Here is a 17,877-nt window from a genome sequence, read left to right as displayed (position 1 = left end):
GGGCACTGTCTTCGCCCCAGTTCCCGGTGATGTGGCGGTCGAGGTCATCGTCGTTGTAGCGGGAGTGGCCCATGCAGGCGACGCTACCGAACTCGCATCGCACCGATGCGCCTGACACGTCACCGCGACCGGACTCGCCACGGCCCTGCAACTTCCTGACATGCTTCACCGCGCCCCGAGGCCGCCCCGGGCACGTATCGGATTCGAGACCTGCCTAGGGGTGGTCCGCGATATCGTGGCGGTATGCCGGGCCGGCGGCCTGGCGGCACGAGCATGCTGCCCCTCAGTGCGGACCCGGGAGAACTGATGAGCGAGACTGAGTGGACGATCGAACGGATCTGCACCGCCCTCGGGAACCCGACCTTGTCGCAGCGCTGTATTAGCGAGATCAACAAGGCGCCCGCCTACCGGCTGATGGCCGTCTTCGCGAAGTGGCAAGGTATCGCGGAGCGAATCCTCGAAGCAGTCGCCCGCGCCCGTGCAGACGCCGCCTTGGCCGGCCCCGACGGCGAGCTGCCAGGCGAGTGGATCGAGCTCACCGTTGATGACCTGCGCGCCCGTGCCGATCGCCTTCGGACGAACGCCGCCTGATCGGTCCTGTTTCACCTGTTCCGCGAACAGGCCGGCCGCGGCACCCCTAGGCTCGCCGCATGCCGTACATCCTGCGCCTCGACGCCGTGATGCAGCTCGCGTGGGATGCGCTCCCCGACTCGGCCAGCGCCGAGTTCACCCACGCGATGATCGCCGTCTGCGAGGATCCGCTCGGCACCACCACCGCGTACGGGGAGGACGACGGCGTGATGCGCACCCTCGCACTCACCTCCGTGATGGCTGTCGTGCTCCTCAATCACGCCACCCGGCACGTCCACGTCCTGCAGATCACGCACCTGGGCTGACGGCACGCCCCTATGTGCTCCCTGCGCGCCCTACCGCTTGGCTGTCGGTCGCGAAAGGCTGGCCCGGACAGGCAGTAACCGGACGCTCACAGCGGAGGACAGTCATGGGCGACCAGAACAAGGGCGGCGCCAACGATGGCAAGGGCGGCGGACACGCCAAGCCCGGCGGCCCGTCCATCGGGGAGAAACCCAGCCCCGACGGGCAGGGACCGACCCCCGACCCGAAGCACAAGTGACCAGCGCCGACGGTACGGCCGTCGCACGCAAGGCGCTCGCCGACACGCTGACCGCCTCCGGCGTCCTGCCGCCCGAGTGGCGGCCGGCGTTCGAAGAAGTACCGCGTCATCTCTTCCTGCCGCCCGTGTACTGGGCGTTCGTCAACGGCGAGACCCAGGTGCGCGACCGCGATGCCGACCCGGAGCGGTGGCTGGCGTCGGCCTACGAGGACATCCCTGCGGTGACCCAGTGGGACGACGGCGACGAAACCGCCGGGCACGCCGACTACACCTCGTCCCTGTCGATGCCGACCATGGTCGCCCTCATGCTCGGCCACCTCGACATCCGCGACGGGCAGCGTGTCCTGGAGATCGGCACCGGCCCGGGGTTCAACGCGGCGCTCCTGGCGCGCCGCCTGGGCGGCGACAACGTGGTGACGGTCGAGGTCGATGCGGACGTGGCGGCCGCGGCTGGCGAGAACCTCGCCGAGGCAGGGCTGAAGCCGCGGGTCATCGTGGGTGACGGCGCGAACGGAAGCCCCTCGGACGCCCCGTTCGACGCGGTCATCGCCACGTGCTCCGTGACCCGGATTCCGCCGGCATGGATTGAGCAGACCCGCCCGGGCGGTGTGATCGTGACCCCGATGGCCACACTGTTCGGCGGTGGCGCGGTTGCCCGGCTCACTGTCGGCGAGGGCAGCGCTGCCAGCGGGTCGTTCACGGGTGCCGCGTCTTTCATGCGGCTCCGTCAGCAGCGTTACCTGGCGCCGCCCGTGGATGACTACCTGCCTGGGGAATGGCCTGGCGACGCCGACCAGTCCGGCACCACGCTGGATCCGGAGACGATCAGCTGGCTGGCTCAGTTCGCGATCGGCCTTCAGCTGCCCGACGTGTACTACCGGCGGGCACCGAATGGGGACGGCTGGACGTGGTGGCTGTTCGACACCGGCGTCACCTCGTGGGCGACGGTTGACTCTGTTCCTGGTGACACGGAGTTCGACGTCCGCCAGTCCGGTCCGCGCCGGCTGTGGGACGAGGTCGAGGCCGCCTACCAGTGGTGGACGGATGCGGGCCGGCCCGAGTTTGGTCGGTTCGGTCTCACCATCGATGGCGATGGACAGCACCCGTGGCTGGACAGTCCCGAGAACCGGGTGAGGGCGAGCTAATGATCGAGGAGTGGATCAACCCGGAGCACGCCGACCTGGTCGAGAAGTACCGGGAAGCGCAGCAGGAGGCCAAGGAGAACGGCGAGGACCCGCGGCTCTGCTGGTTCCTCCCGCTGGCGAAGTAGGCACAGCAGAAGGCGCCCACCGCAGCTCGCGGTGGGCGCCTTCGTACTTGGATGGCTACGCGCGGGGCCACGTAGCGCTGGAGTCCCGCTGCACCTGATAGGCGAGGGCGAACCGTTCGCCGGACATGCGGGTCTCGTTGACCTCGACAGTGATGATCTCGTCCTCGCGCCGGATCCTGCTGGTGCGGGTTACGACGAGCACCGGGATCGCCTTCGAGATCTTCAGGAGAGCCTGCTCCACCTCCGTTGGCGACCGCGTCCAGGCGGTCTCATCCCACTCGATCGGGGCCTGGAAGTGCTCCTCGATGCGGTCGTAGATCCCGCCTGGCCCAGGATCGGCGGAGCCCACGGATGGGATCTCTCCTACGAGTGACATCGAGATGTAGCTGCTGGCGAGTTGCAGTATCTGCTTCGGTTCGCGGGGGCCCATCCGGCGGTCCCGCACGAGGACGTCCTGTCCGCGGGGGATGCCGAGCAGGTCGGCGACGTGATCCGGTGGGATAGCGACGCCGCGCGCTGGGGTCTCAACTGCCGCCCAGTCCTTGGCGTTCTGGTCGAAGAAGTAGCCGATCTCGTCACGGTAGACGGTGCGGTCCCGGACGACGATTCGACTGCGTGGCCGTTCACGCACCTTCGCGTTCTGACGATGTGCCACGAGCACGTACCCCTCTGCTGCTAGCAGGCGGAGCGCCTTGTAGACCGTGTCGCGCGCGACACCGAAGCGCTCCATCAGGTCTTTCGTCTTCGGCAGGTCGTGACCAGGAGAGAGCTCGCCGGTCTCGATCTCGGCGCGAAGGGCGTCCGCGATACGGCGGGATGTATCCCCAGTCATCGACCCTCCTTCAGGGTGTCCAAGAAAGTTTCTCCTAGACTAGTCCACCATTGCTAGGTGGTGCTAGTGTCGTACTGCACGAACAGAACAGCCCCGGCAGGTGGTAGCGCACCAGCCGGGGCCTAGATCAGCACACCCTGCGTCAACAGGAAGGCCGATCCAATGACCGATCGTAGTGCTGCCAGGTCCCGTAGCACAGTCCAGGGGCCCCAAGACGACCCCAGCATCACCCTCACGGATGCCCAGTCCCGCGCGACGTCTCTCGCGGAGCGTTTGCGTACCGACGGATCCCTGACCGCCGATCAGCGCGCCGATCTCGCCTACGACGTTCAGGCCGCGACCGCCGAGGTTGCCCGTATCGAGCGGGCCCTGCGGTGAGCGTGGATCGGGCCCGCACGATGGGCCTCACCTCACGTGACATCGCCCAGCAGCTCGCCGAGACGCCCGACGACGACGAGACCTTCTGGCTCGACCCTGACACCCGGCCGGCCGCCTGGCGGGCGTTCGGCGAACCCACAGAGGAGCAGCAGTGACCGCCCAGCATGAGTCAGTCCGCCAGTACATCGAGGTGAAGGAGGCCGGTGACGCTGACGCCGCGAGCCGGATCGTCGCGGAGGTCATGGCCCGGTTCGACACCCGTACCACTGACGGGTCGGAGGCCGCCGAGCTGTTCGAGGCCACGATGACGACTCGCCTCGGGGGTGGACGGTGAGCAGCAGCACCTGGCCCGAGGGCGTGATCGCCCGCTACCTGACCGTCGCCGGAGTCGCCCTCGCCGACCCCTCCATCGCCGTTGACCTCATCGACGATGGCGGTACGGCCATCTGCCGTGGCTGCGGCCGCGATTGGAAGAACCCCAACTACCCATTCTCGGTGCGGCAGTGGGCTCAGTCCCACGCCGAGACGTGCCGCGCCCTGCCCAGCCCGCAGGAGTCGAAGTGACCATCCGCCCCGGCGTTCGCGTCACCATCGCCCATCCCCTGACCCACAACGCCCAGTTCGCCGGTCTCACCGGCACCGTCGCCTACTGCGACGAGCAGCTCCTCGTTGGCCTCGACGACGGCGACCAGGAACCGTTCCGGGAGTCCGAGTTGAGCGTCACCGCCACCGACCGTGCCATCGGCGCCCGCGCCGACCGCATCCTCGCCCGACTTGCCTGAAAGGGGACGTCATGCCCGCGCAGAAGACCAGCATCACGATCAGCGAGATCGACGCGCACGTCGCCGACGTGTACCGGCTGATCGACGAGATCGACGCCATGCAGAAGGCGATCCCAGTGTGCCCGGCCTGGGGGGCCCTGACGACCGTCCATCACGCCCTCATCGCCGCCGGCCAGGCGTTCCTCAACATGAAGACCGGTCACGGCCAGGGGGTCGAGGTCATTCGGTGAGCACCGTCGCCGAGCACGACAAGGAGCTGCGTGTCCTGTACGACGCCGTCGGCCAGGACGATCTCGACCCGCTCGCCGCCGCGCAGGAACTCCTGCGCCGCTACGGCGCCGACACCACCACCACATCGAGGACGCCCTCATGACCAACCCCGCCCGCGCCGCCGCCGTCGCCCGCTACCGGGAGACACACGCCGCACTCCACGCCAACCAGCGGGCCGAGCAGGACGCCAGCATCGACTACGAGACCGACACCTACCGCGAGTTGAATACCGCCGCCGACGCGGCCGCGAAGGACCCCGACCTTCCCTGGTACCTGCGCGGCCGTTGACGCCCGATCCACCATTCAGCAGCAGAGGAGATACCCATGTTCGGCAAGAAGACCGCCCAAGCCCTCGACACAGCCGCCCGTGACATCCACGAGGCCGGCACCAACATCGCCGGTAAGACCGGTGGCCGGGTCGCTGATGCGATCGTCAACACGGTGATCAGCCCGATCCGCGGCCTCGCTGGCGGCGACTGCACCTGCGGCACCGACCACGACCACAGCTGACGCTAGGTGCCCCAGACCCCGCCGCCGCCCGCGTTCGACGGTCACCCCACCCGGGCGGGCGGCCGCACCACAAGCCACGTGCGGGTCGTCATCGAAGGCCTGATCGCCTGCACCGGCTGCGGCACCACCGAGCTGGTCACCACCTACACCGAGACCGACCCCGCGCACGTCGCCGACGAGATCGTGGCCAGCCAGTACGACACCAACAGCGCCGCACTCGTCCACGCCAAAACGTGCACCGCCACCGATACGTAGGAGATCCCGATGGACAGCTACGACCAGATTGTCGACCGCTACACCTGGGCCCGCATGGAGGGCGATACCGCCACGGTCACCGAGATCCTCCGGGACGCGGCCGAGCACGATCGGGCCCACCCCGACCAGCCGCCGCTCCGGCCCCTCCTCGTCGATGCCGCCTTCCGCTTCCCGGGCCGCACCTCCGAGGGCTGAGCGCCCAGGGCGGCCGTCTTCTCTGGCCGGATCCGCCGGCCGCCCCGGACCCCCGAGCACCCATCACGAGCATCGGAGAGCACCAGTATGTCGTTCCTCAACACCACCCACCGCCTCATCGGCCGCGCCATCGACACGCGGGCCATCCAGAAGCACGAGACGCAGATCCGACGCGAACACGACCAGTGGGTACGAGAAGCCAAGTTCGGCACCACCTACTACACGCTCAAGCCGTTCACCACCTACGACCCGTTTACCAAGCGACCCGTCCACACCCCCTACATGTTCACCCGATGGGGCGGCGGCATCTACGCCGACCAGCTCGTCGCCGAACACGGCGGCTACTCGTGGGCGATCTGGTTCCAGAACGGCCCGCTCACCACGAAGCGCATGCCGACCGCCGCCGACCACCGCGCCGAGGACGAGAGGGCGTTCCGCAAGTTCTCGGCCGAAGCCATGGCCGAGCTGCGGAACCTGTACCCCGCCTCCGTCGAACACCTCGTGGCGGCCTGACATGGGCTCGCACGGCCGGCCTCTACTCGCCGTTGCCGGCTGGTACACCATCGCGCTCGGCATGCTGTTCGCCGCCGCCGAAGCCATCACCCGACCGAAGCCGCAGGTCCCAGTGGCCCCCGCTGACACCCGCCCGGCCTGATCGCCGTACGGCGCCGCACAGCCTGATCCCTGTGCGGCAGCCGCAGGCACTCAGACCCGCCACCGCGACCCGAAAGGAGACCCCCCGATGAAGCACTTCCGCCAGCTCTCCCCCGGCGCCCGCAAAGCCGTCGCCGCCCTCGCCATCATCGCCACGTTCTGCCCTACCCCGCTCAACATCGCGTTCCAGCACATCGTCGCGCTCGCCCTTGTCGCCGCCGGGATTCTCCTCCTGCGCGTCCACCCCGCCGGCAGCCACAAAGCCCTCACCACCGCCCGCATCCACCGCTCGGTCGCCGGCCTCATCACCGGCCACAAACCCAAGACCCCGGCCGCCGCGCCGCTCATCAAACACGCCCCCGCCACCGGCCCCCAAATCCCCGCCTAACCCACCACCAGCCACCCGAAGGAGACCCACCGCCGTGACCGCCCACCGCGAACGCCTCGCCATCGGCGCAGCGCTCGTCATCATCGCCCTCACAGTCGCAGCGTTCTGGCTCTCCTACGCCCACCTGCACGCCGTCGCCGCCGAACACGGCCTCGGTCAATCCCCCGCCCGATCCTGGGCATGGCCCGCCACGCTCGACCTGTTCATCGTTGCCGGCGAACTGCTCATGCTCCGTGCGTCCCTCGCCCGCGCCACCGACTGGTGGGCCATCGGCCTGACCGTCGTCGGCTCCGGCGGCTCCATCGCCCTCAACGTTTTCGGTGTTGGCGGCAGCGACCCACTGGCCTACGTCACCGCCGCGGTCCCGCCGACCGCCGCGCTCCTGGCCTTCGGTGCCCTGATGCGCCAGGTCCACTCGCTGCTCTCCGAGCACAACGACGTGGCGCCCGACAGCCGTGGATCGCAGCACCTTCCGGACGCCACGCCCGACGCCCCCAGGGCGCCCCAGTCGGGCCCCCAGAGCGCCACAGCGAACGCCACCAAAGCGCCCCAGAGCGGCAGCGCGGCAACCCCCCAGGGCGCCCCAGTCACCGCCACGGTAGCGCCCCAACCTCGGCTTCAGAGCGCCACGCAAAGCGCCACCGTCAGTCTCGTGAAGCGCCCCCAAGGCGCCACCCAGAGCGCCCCAGTGAGCCTGACGAAGCGCCACCAAAGCGCCCAGCCAGCCGCCACCACAGCGCCCACCGTGGCGCCCCCGCAGCCGGGCGCCCCCGCCACGACAAGCGCCTCCAAGGCGCCACGACCGGTCGCCACAAAGCGCCCCAAGGGGAACCTTCGGGACGCCGCGCGCGACGCCATCAAGGCGCTCTACGAAACCAATCAGAAGCGCCCTCTGGAGTCCGAGATGGTCGCGGCACTGAAGGCCGCGAAGCTTCCGCACTCCCGCCAGTTCGCTAACGCCCGCCGGCTTGAGATCGAGAGGGATCATCCGGCGCTGGCCGCGCTCGGCTCCCAGAACGTCCGTCCCCTGACCGGCTCCTGACCGCCAGATTCGACCGAGGAGAACTCCTGATGGCTCAGTACATCGGCCTCGCACCGGCGCCCGCCGACGTGCCGGGCCCCCGCGTGACGATTCCGACGACCGTGGCGACGGCGCCGACGACGACGCCGGATATTCAGTCACCTACTGTGACAAACCGGGCGCCGAAAGCTGCCCAGAGTGACACGTCGGAATCGTCGCGAGCCCACCTCAAGACCGCCTGCGCCACGACCGTCACCCTCGCCCGCACCTACAGTCTCGAAGCGGCACCCGCAGCCGCCGTGGCCACCTTCACCGGCCTCGGCTGGCTCCAGCACTACACCGCCCACGCCGGTTTCGAGGCGCTCGGTGCCGCCGCACTCGCCGCGCTCGCCGGCACCGCCGCAGCACACGGCCTCAAGCACAAGCACGACCACCTATTCGCCGGCGGGGCGGGACTGGCCGTCGCCCTGATCGACGTGGCCGTCGCCACCGACTTCGGGGCCACCCCCGCATCCATGACGGTGTCAGCAATCAGCATCGCGCTCGGCTACGCGGCCCTGGTGCCGTGGCTCATCAAGCACCGCAAGGAGCAGCGGAAGGGTGCCACCCACGCTCAGGCGTCGGCGCGGGCCGAAGGCGGCACCGCCACAGCTGCTCCCAGCCTCCGCGCGCAGCCGACCGTGCAGGCCGAAGGAACAGCCCAGCCCAGCGGGGAGCCCGACGATGACGGCGTCTACCTGCCCGCCACCGCCCCCATCACCTCGCTCCGCAACCCGTTCTACGACAAAGTGATCCCCTACGAGGACGACCCGAGTGACGACATTCGCGTCCCGCTTCGGCTCGGCTGGGACGAGTTCGGCAACCGCACCGAGATGGTCATGCTGTACCGGCACACCCTCGTTGCCGGAGCCTCCGACTGGGGCAAGTCCGGGATCATCAACCTGATCATCAAGAAGCTCCTCAAGAAGAAGCACGTCGAGATCTACGGCATCGACCTCAAGCCCGGAGCCCCCGAACTCGGATCATGGGAGCCCAAGCTGAAGCGGCTCGCCCGCACTGCCGAGGAGGCCCGCGAGCTCTTCGACGAGCTGGAAGCAAAAGCCACCCGCCAGGGAGCCCAACTGGAACGAGAGCGCCAACTGGCCCTCGCCGCCGGCAAGCCCCCACTGCGGAAGTGGATTCCCGGCGATCCGACCGCGCCGGCCGGCAGCCCCGACTGGGGCCACGGACCGACCACGTTCATCATCACCGACGAGCTCGGCGAGCTGGTCCGCCAGGACGATGCGCTCCGCAAGCAGGAAGCCGAGATGCGCAAGGCCGACCCCGAGTTCGGCCCACCGATCGAGGTTCCGCTGCCGATCCGCTATGAGTCAGCCCTGGCAATGTGGCGCTTCCTTGGTCTCCAGTTCGTTTCCGCCACTCAGCAGCCCAGCAGTCGGATCTTCGGCGGCAACACGGATGCCCGCGGGAATTACGGAAACCGTCTCTCGACCCGAGCGGGGGAGGCCGGGCACGGTCGGCTCGTGTTCGGTGAGGGCGCCAAGGGGCACGGGTTCACGCCTGAGAGGCTGACCCGGCCGGGCGAGTTCTATCTGGCGGCGGCAGAGCAGCCGCAGGAGAACCCGCCGCGGCACCGGGCCGAGTTCGTGCGGGACGAGGACATTGCGGAGGACGTGGCCAGCTACTACATGGCCGCTCCGGCGAAGCCACTGCTGGCGGTGCCGCCGATCCGGCTGGTGAAGTCGGAGCCCCCGAAGGCCGCGCCGGCGCCGAAGGTGCTGTTCCCGGACGGCAGTGAGGTCGGCAGGTCTGACTGGCTCGACCTGTACCGGGTGTTCTGCCAGCTGTGCGCCGAGCAGGGCCACGCCACCAAGGACGACCTTGTCGAGCACGGCCCCTACGACTCGCGGGACACCGTCCGCCGGGCCGTGGACATGTGGCTGACCCGCGGCGTACTCGTTCGCAAGGCCGGCCGCGCCGAGCAGTTCTACCTCCCCAACACCACCACCGATTCCGATGACTAACCAGGAGACCACCCTCATGAACACCGACACCGCCGCGATCACCGCGCTGATCCAGCCGAACACGACGATCCCCGCCCAGCTCGCCCCCTACGTGCCGCCCCCGCAGCCGACCGTGATTCCCGGCCGCAACGGGCAGCCCGGTGTCGTCGTCGCCGAAGACGGCGTCCCCTACTACGGGCACGCGCCGATCATCTACGCCCAGCCCCAACTCCTCGCGGACCCGCAGGCCCTGGCCCGCGCTGTGGACCGGATCGGCCAGGGCGTCCAGATGCTTGGTGGTGGCGCGTTCGCGGCCGGCGCCGGGTTCGGAATGAGTGAGGTCGTCGGAGCGATTGCCGGGGCCGGCACAGGCACGATCCTGGCCGTAGCCGCGCTCGCCGTCGTCGCCAAGCTGAAAGCCCCGAAGAGGATCACCAACCACATCAGCAGCCGCGAGGAATACCACCAGCACGTCACCAACACCGCCACCGGCTGGTTCGGCCGCGCCAACGGGTCGATCAACACCAGCAGCAGCCACACGACCAGCAGCACGATCAACTGAACGGCCGCCGAGCGCCGGCGCGGTGAACGAGAATGGGCCCTGACCTGAGGGGGACATCTGTGGCACCGCGCCGCCGTCGCACGTACTACCGCCTGGCACGCCGACGCACCGTCCGGCGCAGGCCGGCGAAGAGGAGAAGCACCTCCTCCGGGAAGCCCGCCATCATCGGCGTCGCACTGCTCTTCGCGATCGGATCCCCCACCTACGGCATACCCGTCCTCCTGCTGATCGTCGCCGGCCTGTCGCTCACCCGCCCCAGCACCAAGCAGCACCGCCTCGGCGGCCGCCGACCCGCGAGCATCGCCGCCTACCAGACAATGACCCCCGGGCAGTTCGAGCACGCCCTCGCCGACCTGTGCCGCCGCGACGGCTGCCGCAACGTTCAAGTCGTCGGCGGCGCAGGCGACCTCGCCGCCGATGTCATAGCCACCACCCCCGACGGGCGACGGATCGTCATCCAGGCGAAGCGGTTCGGGCCGAGCAGCACCGTCGGCAGCGGCGATGTCCAAAAGGTCAACGGCACCTACCGCGACGTCCACCACGCACAGGTCGCCGCGATCGTCACCACGTCCCGGTTCACCCAACCCGCGCTCGACCTCGCCACACGAGTCGGCATCCGCACCTACGACCAACACGCCCTCGCCAACTGGGCAAGCGGCGGACCAGCGCCCTGGAACTGAGAGAATCCACGACATGAACCCGATCGCCATCGATCTCGCCCTTCGGGCCCTGGGGTGAGGCTCCGCTGGTGGCACCGCCGCCGTTCGGCCCCAAAGCCCCGCGCCAGCCAGGCGGCGATCAAGGTTCTCGAACACGATCTCTACGGCATCCCAGTCGAGCCGGGCTCCACGGCCAACGCCTTCCTCGGGCTCCGCACGTTGGCCAACGCCGGGGTCAGCAGCCGCGAGATGATGCACCGCATGACCGACTGCACCGCCACCGGCACCATCACCCTCGACGGGCAACCCACCGTCGTCATCTGCAACTGGGCGCCCCACGAAGGGACCGACCACCACGACAATGTGCTCGGCGGCTGGACCAGCCGCACAGGCCCGACGTAAGGGATGCGCCACGGCGGCACTTCTACGAGAGGATGAGCCCATGAGCACCCAGTTCTTTCCGCTGGCCGACGTGCTGAGCATCACCACCGGCAAGCTGCTGTCCCACGACCACATGACCGGCGTCTACCAGCTGCTCAACCACATGACCGGCGACAACCTGGCAACCCACCAACTGCCGCGAGCTACGGACGCCTGCGCATCCGGGCTCCTGCAGCAGCACCCGGCGCTCGCTGTCCTGACGCCACCGGACAGCATCGACGCGACGGACCTGTACCTGTGGCTCCTGAACGCCGAGAGAACCCATGGCGCTGAGGTCGCGGTCGAGCCGCTCACCACGGGGCAGTACCGCGGCGCGCTGGAGGAGGCCGCGGACCTGGTGGGACCTGAGAAGATCCTTCTCCCTTGGGCATCTCGGGGACTGGCGGAAGCCGAGGACTACTACGCCTTCACCGAAGCGCTCGGCATGTCCCGCGAGCGCGCGGACGAGATCATCGAGCAGGCGCAGGGATCGTGGGCCGGAAGCACCCCGACCGGTCAAGACTTCAGCAGGGCCCGCGAGCTGGCCACCGGGCTGCACACCGCCGACAGCTTCAAGTGTGCGATGGACAAACTCGTGACCCAGGTCGGCGAAGCAGCACAGGGCCTGAAGGGCATTCAGGACGCGCTGCTCAAGATAGCCTTGGACGCCCCGGAAGACGGAGACCAGCGCGGGGCTTCCACGAAAGGATGAGCAGCATGAACGAGCAGCCCTCCTTCGGCCCTGACCAAGTCGTCCTGCACTCAACCGTGGAGATCAACGGGCGCAGGCTCCAGGCCACTACGACCGCCAGCGTGCATCACTGGAACGACAGCACGCAGTACCGGGACGCCATGAAGGCCGAGACGCTGCGGGTTCTCGCCGATGCGATCGTCAAGGACCTGGCGCCCGAGGTTCTTGTGACGATGCCTACGCCCAGTCTCAGTGAGTCGCTCGCTGAGGCCCTGCGGCCCTTCGACTACCCGCAGGAGTACTGATGTCGGCCGATCTGGTGGAGTTCCTGCGGGCCCGGCTCGACGAAGAAGCCGACCTGGCGCAGCGCGTCGCCAGCACTCACGTCGTCCGTAACGAAGAATCCGAAGACCTGGGACGACCCTTCTGGCCCCTGCCAGGTGTCCGAGCAAGGTACGCGCAATGGGCCACGTACGTGCCCAACGGGGATGCGGCAGTCACCCTGATCGAGACTTACAGTCCTCAACGGGTGTTGGCCGAGGTCGAGGCGGAGCGGCTTCTCCTGGATACCTACACCCAGGCTGCCAAGCTCGCTCCCGAGATGCCCGGCGCCACCGCGGTTGAATACGCGCTCAGGCCCATCCTACTGAAGCTGGCTGCCGCCCACCAGGCCCACCCCGACTACCGCAGCGAATGGGCACCCGGCGACTGACCACCACCGGTCCCTGCTGGGCGGTAGTGTTACTCAACCCTCCGCCCAGCCAATGGAGTTGGCATGGCCGCCGCCATACCTGCGCGCCCCACCTGGGGCCTCCCCCGAAGACGCCAAGCCACCTGGCAACCCCACGTCCTTCTTGCCCTCGCCGCCGGCGCCCTCTATCTCCTCGCCGCCGTAGCACGCTGGCATCGGGCCGACGCCGCATCCTGGGACCTCGGGATCTTCACCGAAGCCGTCAAAGGCTGGGCCACACATGGGACCCCGACCGTTGACATCAAGGGCCCGAGCTTCAACCTGCTCGGCGATCACTGGTCGCCGATCCTAGCGATCCTGACGCCCGCCTGGTGGTTGTGGCCGTCCCCGCTGATGCTCCTTACCGCGCAGTGCGCCCTGTTCGGCTGGTCAGCCGGCATCGTCTCCGACACGGCGGCCCGGATCCTGAGCCACAGTAACGGGCTCCTCCTCGGCGCCGCCTACACCGTCAGCTTCGGCCTGCAGTGGGCAGTCAGCGCGGAGTTCCACGAGATCGCGTTCGCCGTCCCCCTCATCGCTATGGCCTGCCGGCAACTCCTGCTCCGCCAGTGGGCGCGGGCCACCTGGTGGGCGCTGCCGCTGCTCCTCGTCAAGGAGGACCTCGGGCTGACTGTGGCCATAGTGGGCGTGTTGATCTGGTGGCGGGGCCGCCGCAGGCTACTCGGTGCGATCACCGCAGCGGCCGGCATCACCGGCACCGTCCTTGAAGTCGCGGTCCTCATTCCGGCATTCAACCCGCGCTACCGCTACGACTACTGGCACTTCGCCCCGCACGGCCACGGCTTCTGGTGGACTGTCGGCTGGGAGGTAACCCAGTTAGTGAAGTGGCAGACCGTGGGCTGGACGTTCGGCATCGTCGCGTTCACCGCTTTACGGTCCCCGCTGGCCCTTGCCGCCGCGCCGACCCTCGCCTGGCGCATGCTCGGCGCCGACGACCAATACTGGACGGCCTACTGGCACTACAGCGCCGTCCTGATGCCCATCATGTTCCTGGCCGCCGCAGACGCACTCGCCCAGTGGAGGCGCTCGACCCACCCCAGGATGCGCAGCTTCGCGATCCAAGGCCCGGCAGTCATCGCCAGCATCGGCGCCACCGTACTCTTCGCGTGGCCGCTTCCAAGCGCTACCGCCTTCACCCGCGCCGCCTGGGATCCCGGGCCGGAAGGGCGGGCGATCAAAGCGGCGGTGGGGATGGTGCCGTCCGGCGTGACAGTCGAATCATGGCACCCCGGGCTTGCCGCTCTGGCCGCGCGGGACACCGTGTATTGGATCGGCGGGGATCCACGACCACCGCAATACGCGCTCATCGTGCCGGCCGACGGCAAAACGGCCGGGCTGGCCGGGTCCGAGGAGTCCCGGCACCCTGGCTCGCACTACCGGATGCTGTTCGCCCGGTCCGGGGTGGCGCTCGTCAAGCTAGTGCAGCCCAGCAGCTGACTGCGGCGCGACTTGACGTCCTGACCTGCTGCAACCTATCGTTCATCATGGTCGCGATCTTTGTCTGAGGGTCACCCCATCCGGGTGGCCCTTTTTGCATGCTCAGGGGGTGCACGATGGCCATCCTGGTAGACGTTGAGGTCGCCGCGAAGTACAGCGGCCACCCGGCGGCCACGATCCGCACTTGGGCGGTCCGGGGTCTTCTCACCCGCTACGGCAGCGGTCGCGGCAAGGTCCGCTACGACCTTCTGGAGCTCCACTCGGAGTGGGAGGACGCCGATGGCGTTCGCCATTCTGGCGCGGCGCCCGAGCGGCTGGCCATTCCCCGCGGTCGCCTCGCTGCCTGATACTCCCGCCGGCCTGCACCCCCCGCGGGCGTCTGGTGGGACGGCCGCGCGTCCCGAGGGTGGCGCGACGGCCTGGGGGTCCCGCAGTTGTCCGGCCCGAGGGCGCCGACGCCAACAGCGGGGCCCCACAACCCTCGTCCCGGGAGGAGCGGCAATGGCTGACTGCCTGTGGTGCGGGCGACGCCTGCCCGACGACATGGACGGCGAGTACTGCTCCACCCGGTGTGCACTCCTCCACGCACGCGAGGAGCCCAGTCAATGACTGTGATCCTGACCTGCCTGAACTGTGGCGCCACCAAGCCAGAGCCGACCGGTGACCCAACCGACTTCTACCCGGCCGAGCACTGCGGCGAGTGCCCGCCATGGCGCTGCGAGGACTGCGGGCAGATGTCGTCGGCAGCCAAGCTCTGCTCGTGCTGGGTAATGCTGGCCGATCTACCGTTTGCCGATGTTAAGGCCCTGTTCGCGGCCGATGGAACCTTCAGCATCGGCGCCCTTGGCAAGCAGGGGACCGGCACTTGACCCTGTACGACGACCCACACCGTGCCCTCGACGCCCCGTTCACCGTGCCCGACGAGTGGGATCCGATCCCCGGCCGGTGCTCCCGCTGCGGCCAGGACGCGTGGCTGGGTGAGCGCCGCTGGTGGCACGACGGACCAACCTGCCCCTCGCGTGGCCCGACCGCCGACTTCCAGCCCGACTGACCCTCACCCCGGGAGTGCCTTCATGCTCGTCCTTCCCACCCGATCACAACGCCGCGCTGGCTCCCGAAAGCTGGCCCGCGAGTACGCCTTCTACAACGGGCCCGCACCGCGCCACGAACCGGCCGCCAACCCGACCTGCGAGACGCACCACCGCAAGCTCCCCTGCAAGCGCTGCGCCGGCGACAAGAGCTGACCGCCCCCACCCTCAAGGAGTTCCGCATGTCCGCCTTCACTGATCTCACCGCCGAGTTCCACGCCTTCGTCGCCAAGGCCGAGGCCGCTGGCCTGCGGGTCGGATCCGAACTGACCGCGGCGTGGCACAGGCTCGTCGGTGACGAGCAGCAGCTCGCGACGGAGGCCAAGGCCGACGTTCACCAGGTCGAGACGGACGCGGCACCCGTCGTGGCTGAGGTCGAGTCGGATGCCGCGCAGCTCGCCACCGAGGCCGTCACGGACGTCAAGGACGTCGCCGAACCGGCCGTCCCGGTCGAGCTGGTCGAGCCGCCGGCCGCTCCCGCCGTCTGACCCGCCGAGCCCGGGGAGGGCAGTCATGCCAACGCTGCCCAACCAGCTCAACACCACCTCGGCGGCTGGCTCGCAGTGGGTGCAGACGTACGTGCTGCAGAACGACGACGGCACCTTGATGAACATCGTCGGTAAGGGCTTCGAGTTCGTGGTGCGGCCCACCACCACCGACGTGACCGAGCCGGCACTCATCGCCGTCAGTTCCACCGCCGCCACCGCGCAGGGCTACATCACGGTTACGACCTCAACCTCAACCGTGCAGGTCGTGCTGTCCCCCACCGCGACCGCGCTCCTCGGGAACAACGCCTACCCGTACAGCCTGTGGATGGACCCCGGCCTGTCGGACGCCACCGACCTCGTGTCCGGCACCTTCTACAGCAGCCTCGTCGCCGCAGCCTGAGGAGGAGGTCGTCGTGGTCACTGTCATCGTGTCCTCTTCCGGCACGTCCGGGCCGCGCGGCAACGCGGTTCTGACCGGTAGCGGCGCACCCGCCTCGAACGTCGGCATCGACGGCGACTACTACATCAACATCGCGAGCTACCCGTCCTTCGCCGTCCTCTACGGCCCCCGGGCCGCAGGTGCGTGGCCGGGCAGCGGCATCACGCTGCAAAGCGTCAGCGGTGTCCTCCTCGCCATCAACAACCTGTCCGACCTCGCCAACACGGCCACCGCCCGCACCAACCTCGGGCTGGGTGGCGCAGCGACGCTGAACGTTGGGACCGCTACGGGCACCGTCGCCGCTGGGAATGACAGCCGCATCACGGGCGCCCTACAGGCCGGCAACAACCTCGCAGATGTGGCCTCCGCCGCCACCTCGCGGACCAACCTAGGCCTCTCGTCGTTGGTCACCGCCAAGACCAACCTGACCGCCACCACCAGTCCCACGGTCGGCAGCGACGGCACCCAGGGCTACAGTGTCGGCTCTGTCTGGATCAACACCACCAGCAACGTCGAGTATGTGTGCGCCAACGCGAGCACTGGCGCTGCCGTGTGGACACCGATTCTTGCGATCGGCACCAGCGCGGGGACGGTCTCAGCCGGCAACGACGCCCGGATCACCGGGGCGCTGCAAGCCTCGAACAACCTGTCCGACGTCAGCTCAGCCGCCACCGCGCGGACCAATCTCGCCGTCCCGCCGTCCAGCCGGCAGATCCTCTCCGGCACAGGTCTCACCGGCGGTGGGGATCTCACCGCCGACCGCACGCTCACCGTCTCCTACGGCACAACGGCCGGCACTGCGGCACAGGGGAATGACAGTCGCATCACCGGGGCCATCCAGTCAGGCGCTGCCACCGGCACAGACCTAGCCGGCACGCTGCCTGGCTCGGTCACTGTTGCCAAGGTGAACGGCACGTCGGTCCCGTCTTCACCGAGCACAGGTCAGGTTCTAACCGCCACAAGCAGTACGTCCGCCACCTGGCAGAACATCGGGCTCCCGCTCAAGTCCGGCTGGTACTACCCGCAGGACGGCGGCGGCGGGTCACTCACCATGACCTACCAGATGATGTGGATCTGGCCGTTCGACTGCCAGCGCGCGATCACGCTCGCCAAGCTGGCCATCAACGTCAAGACTGCGGGGGCGGCTGACGCCGTCATTCGCATGGGCGTGTACGGCTCCGACGGCGCGGGTGCCATCGGGAACCTCATCATCGACGCGGGCACCGTGGCTGCCGCGACCACCGGCGTCAAAACGATCACGGTCAGTCAGGCTGCGGGCCCCGACCGGCTGTGGATCGGCGCCGTCTGGCAGGGCACCACCACAACCGGCGGCCCCGTAGTGCAGGGATACGCGAAACCACTTCCCTCCGTCGGCTGGACGAGCTACAACCAGTTCCCGAGTGTTGCCGGCTATCAGTACACGGGCATCACGGGCGCGCTCCCCGCAAGCCTGGGAACACCCACAGGGTTCGAGAACAACATCGTTCCCGCCGTCCAGTTCTCTCCCGCGTGACCGCATACCCATTGCCTCAGCCTGCAGTTTCGCATGCCATCGCGCGGGTCCCGCCGCGGGTGCCGCCTGCCGGCCAGCTGTATGTCGGCGCGCAGGCGTTGGATCCCGTGGTAGGGCTGGGGAACTGGCTCACCGTAGC

Annotated in this window: 34 protein-coding genes; 33 read left to right on the top strand and 1 reads right to left on the bottom strand. The window is 68.8% G+C overall.

Annotated features, from left to right (window positions below; translation table 11 throughout):
* Positions 1-306 precede the first annotated feature (306 nt).
* The 5 genes from AC060L_RS24465 to AC060L_RS24445 all read left to right on the top strand — a co-directional run bounded on the left by AC060L_RS24465 (position 307) and on the right by AC060L_RS24445 (position 2,402).
* Entirely contained in the window at positions 307-591 is a 285-nt protein-coding gene (locus tag AC060L_RS24465; protein WP_483801042.1) for a hypothetical protein, read from the top strand.
* A 59-nt stretch (positions 592-650) separates the two neighbouring features.
* Positions 651-896 (top strand): hypothetical protein, encoded by a 246-nt coding sequence (locus AC060L_RS24460; RefSeq protein ID WP_483801041.1) that lies wholly within the window; start codon positions 651-653, stop codon positions 894-896.
* A 104-nt stretch (positions 897-1,000) separates the two neighbouring features.
* Positions 1,001-1,132 carry a hypothetical protein gene (locus AC060L_RS24455; protein ID WP_483801040.1) on the top strand — a complete coding sequence of 44 codons (132 nt, stop codon included), beginning with the start codon at positions 1,001-1,003 and terminating at the stop codon, positions 1,130-1,132.
* On the top strand, positions 1,129-2,277 hold the full coding sequence (locus AC060L_RS24450; protein ID WP_483801039.1) for a methyltransferase domain-containing protein: 1,149 nt from the start codon (positions 1,129-1,131) through the stop codon (positions 2,275-2,277). Before AC060L_RS24455 ends, AC060L_RS24450 begins: the two co-directional genes overlap by 4 nt.
* Positions 2,277-2,402 (top strand): hypothetical protein, encoded by a 126-nt coding sequence (locus AC060L_RS24445; RefSeq protein WP_483801038.1) that lies wholly within the window; start codon positions 2,277-2,279, stop codon positions 2,400-2,402. Before AC060L_RS24450 ends, AC060L_RS24445 begins: the two co-directional genes overlap by 1 nt.
* 55 nt (positions 2,403-2,457) lie before the next feature.
* On the opposite strand, the gene AC060L_RS24440 is transcribed toward AC060L_RS24445, so the two are convergent.
* Positions 2,458-3,234, bottom strand: a complete 777-nt coding sequence (locus AC060L_RS24440; RefSeq protein ID WP_483801037.1) for a GntR family transcriptional regulator — start codon at positions 3,232-3,234, stop codon at positions 2,458-2,460.
* 374 nt (positions 3,235-3,608) lie between these two features.
* Here AC060L_RS24440 and AC060L_RS24435 point away from each other — a divergent pair, with 374 nt between their 5' ends.
* The 28 genes from AC060L_RS24435 (at position 3,609) to AC060L_RS24300 (ending at position 17,738) form a co-directional block, all read left to right on the top strand.
* Positions 3,609-3,767: a hypothetical protein gene (locus tag AC060L_RS24435; RefSeq protein ID WP_483801036.1), complete on the top strand. Its 159-nt coding sequence runs from the start codon at positions 3,609-3,611 to the stop codon at positions 3,765-3,767.
* Positions 3,764-3,946, top strand: coding sequence for a hypothetical protein (locus AC060L_RS24430; RefSeq protein ID WP_483801035.1), 183 nt, complete (start codon positions 3,764-3,766; stop codon positions 3,944-3,946). The genes AC060L_RS24435 and AC060L_RS24430 overlap by 4 nt, the downstream gene beginning before the upstream one ends.
* The gene (locus AC060L_RS24425) at positions 3,943-4,176 is read left to right on the top strand and encodes a hypothetical protein (protein ID WP_483801034.1); all 234 of its coding nucleotides are present in this window, start codon (positions 3,943-3,945) and stop codon (positions 4,174-4,176) included. Before AC060L_RS24430 ends, AC060L_RS24425 begins: the two co-directional genes overlap by 4 nt.
* On the top strand, positions 4,173-4,394 hold the full coding sequence (locus AC060L_RS24420) for a hypothetical protein (protein WP_483801033.1): 222 nt from the start codon (positions 4,173-4,175) through the stop codon (positions 4,392-4,394). The genes AC060L_RS24425 and AC060L_RS24420 overlap by 4 nt, the downstream gene beginning before the upstream one ends.
* Positions 4,395-4,405: 11 nt before the next feature.
* Complete coding sequence (locus tag AC060L_RS24415; RefSeq protein WP_483801032.1) at positions 4,406-4,624, top strand: hypothetical protein; 219 nt, start codon at positions 4,406-4,408, stop codon at positions 4,622-4,624.
* Positions 4,621-4,767, top strand: coding sequence for a hypothetical protein (locus AC060L_RS24410; protein WP_483801031.1), 147 nt, complete (start codon positions 4,621-4,623; stop codon positions 4,765-4,767). The genes AC060L_RS24415 and AC060L_RS24410 overlap by 4 nt, the downstream gene beginning before the upstream one ends.
* On the top strand, positions 4,764-4,952 hold the full coding sequence (locus AC060L_RS24405; RefSeq protein ID WP_483801030.1) for a hypothetical protein: 189 nt from the start codon (positions 4,764-4,766) through the stop codon (positions 4,950-4,952). The genes AC060L_RS24410 and AC060L_RS24405 overlap by 4 nt, the downstream gene beginning before the upstream one ends.
* 36 nt (positions 4,953-4,988) lie before the next feature.
* Positions 4,989-5,174 (top strand): hypothetical protein, encoded by a 186-nt coding sequence (locus AC060L_RS24400; RefSeq protein WP_483801029.1) that lies wholly within the window; start codon positions 4,989-4,991, stop codon positions 5,172-5,174.
* A 6-nt stretch (positions 5,175-5,180) separates the two neighbouring features.
* On the top strand, positions 5,181-5,429 hold the full coding sequence (locus tag AC060L_RS24395; protein WP_483801028.1) for a hypothetical protein: 249 nt from the start codon (positions 5,181-5,183) through the stop codon (positions 5,427-5,429).
* 9 nt (positions 5,430-5,438) lie between these two features.
* On the top strand, positions 5,439-5,624 hold the full coding sequence (locus AC060L_RS24390) for a hypothetical protein (RefSeq protein ID WP_483801027.1): 186 nt from the start codon (positions 5,439-5,441) through the stop codon (positions 5,622-5,624).
* An 87-nt stretch (positions 5,625-5,711) separates the two neighbouring features.
* Positions 5,712-6,137 carry a hypothetical protein gene (locus tag AC060L_RS24385; protein WP_483801026.1) on the top strand — a complete coding sequence of 142 codons (426 nt, stop codon included), beginning with the start codon at positions 5,712-5,714 and terminating at the stop codon, positions 6,135-6,137.
* A gap of 229 nt (positions 6,138-6,366) precedes the next feature.
* The gene (locus AC060L_RS24380) at positions 6,367-6,666 is read left to right on the top strand and encodes a hypothetical protein (protein WP_483801025.1); all 300 of its coding nucleotides are present in this window, start codon (positions 6,367-6,369) and stop codon (positions 6,664-6,666) included.
* A 34-nt stretch (positions 6,667-6,700) separates the two neighbouring features.
* On the top strand, positions 6,701-7,708 hold the full coding sequence (locus tag AC060L_RS24375) for a DUF2637 domain-containing protein (RefSeq protein ID WP_483801024.1): 1,008 nt from the start codon (positions 6,701-6,703) through the stop codon (positions 7,706-7,708).
* Positions 7,709-7,986: 278 nt separating this feature from the next.
* Positions 7,987-9,711, top strand: a complete 1,725-nt coding sequence (locus AC060L_RS24370) for a hypothetical protein (RefSeq protein ID WP_483801023.1) — start codon at positions 7,987-7,989, stop codon at positions 9,709-9,711.
* Between the two features lie 16 nt (positions 9,712-9,727).
* On the top strand, positions 9,728-10,252 hold the full coding sequence (locus tag AC060L_RS24365) for a hypothetical protein (protein WP_483801022.1): 525 nt from the start codon (positions 9,728-9,730) through the stop codon (positions 10,250-10,252).
* Between the two features lie 59 nt (positions 10,253-10,311).
* Positions 10,312-10,932: a restriction endonuclease gene (locus AC060L_RS24360; protein WP_483801021.1), complete on the top strand. Its 621-nt coding sequence runs from the start codon at positions 10,312-10,314 to the stop codon at positions 10,930-10,932.
* Positions 10,933-11,172: 240 nt separating this feature from the next.
* Entirely contained in the window at positions 11,173-11,313 is a 141-nt protein-coding gene (locus tag AC060L_RS24355; RefSeq protein WP_483801020.1) for a hypothetical protein, read from the top strand.
* Positions 11,314-11,353: 40 nt separating this feature from the next.
* Positions 11,354-12,043, top strand: a complete 690-nt coding sequence (locus tag AC060L_RS24350) for a DUF7736 domain-containing protein (protein ID WP_483801019.1) — start codon at positions 11,354-11,356, stop codon at positions 12,041-12,043.
* 5 nt (positions 12,044-12,048) lie between these two features.
* Positions 12,049-12,327 carry a hypothetical protein gene (locus AC060L_RS24345; protein WP_483801018.1) on the top strand — a complete coding sequence of 93 codons (279 nt, stop codon included), beginning with the start codon at positions 12,049-12,051 and terminating at the stop codon, positions 12,325-12,327.
* On the top strand, positions 12,327-12,734 hold the full coding sequence (locus tag AC060L_RS24340) for a DUF6221 family protein (RefSeq protein WP_483801017.1): 408 nt from the start codon (positions 12,327-12,329) through the stop codon (positions 12,732-12,734). Before AC060L_RS24345 ends, AC060L_RS24340 begins: the two co-directional genes overlap by 1 nt.
* A gap of 63 nt (positions 12,735-12,797) precedes the next feature.
* The gene (locus tag AC060L_RS24335; protein ID WP_483801016.1) at positions 12,798-14,210 is read left to right on the top strand and encodes a DUF2079 domain-containing protein; all 1,413 of its coding nucleotides are present in this window, start codon (positions 12,798-12,800) and stop codon (positions 14,208-14,210) included.
* 116 nt (positions 14,211-14,326) lie between these two features.
* Positions 14,327-14,557, top strand: a complete 231-nt coding sequence (locus tag AC060L_RS24330; protein ID WP_483801015.1) for a hypothetical protein — start codon at positions 14,327-14,329, stop codon at positions 14,555-14,557.
* A 258-nt stretch (positions 14,558-14,815) separates the two neighbouring features.
* Positions 14,816-15,079, top strand: coding sequence for a hypothetical protein (locus tag AC060L_RS24325; protein WP_483801014.1), 264 nt, complete (start codon positions 14,816-14,818; stop codon positions 15,077-15,079).
* On the top strand, positions 15,076-15,261 hold the full coding sequence (locus AC060L_RS24320; protein WP_483801013.1) for a hypothetical protein: 186 nt from the start codon (positions 15,076-15,078) through the stop codon (positions 15,259-15,261). Before AC060L_RS24325 ends, AC060L_RS24320 begins: the two co-directional genes overlap by 4 nt.
* A 22-nt stretch (positions 15,262-15,283) precedes the next feature.
* A complete protein-coding gene (locus AC060L_RS24315; protein ID WP_483801012.1) occupies positions 15,284-15,454 on the top strand; it encodes a hypothetical protein in 171 nt (56 codons plus the stop codon).
* A 26-nt stretch (positions 15,455-15,480) separates the two neighbouring features.
* A complete protein-coding gene (locus AC060L_RS24310) occupies positions 15,481-15,786 on the top strand; it encodes a hypothetical protein (protein ID WP_483801011.1) in 306 nt (101 codons plus the stop codon).
* 25 nt (positions 15,787-15,811) lie between these two features.
* The gene (locus tag AC060L_RS24305) at positions 15,812-16,186 is read left to right on the top strand and encodes a hypothetical protein (RefSeq protein ID WP_483801010.1); all 375 of its coding nucleotides are present in this window, start codon (positions 15,812-15,814) and stop codon (positions 16,184-16,186) included.
* Positions 16,187-16,199: 13 nt separating this feature from the next.
* Positions 16,200-17,738 (top strand): hypothetical protein, encoded by a 1,539-nt coding sequence (locus tag AC060L_RS24300; protein ID WP_483801009.1) that lies wholly within the window; start codon positions 16,200-16,202, stop codon positions 17,736-17,738.
* The last annotated feature ends 139 nt before the right edge of the window (positions 17,739-17,877 follow it).

Source organism: Kitasatospora sp. NEAU-69, assembly GCF_057158765.1.
Note: the sequence above shows the minus strand (reverse complement) of the source record. Positions and strands in the feature narration are given on the sequence as shown.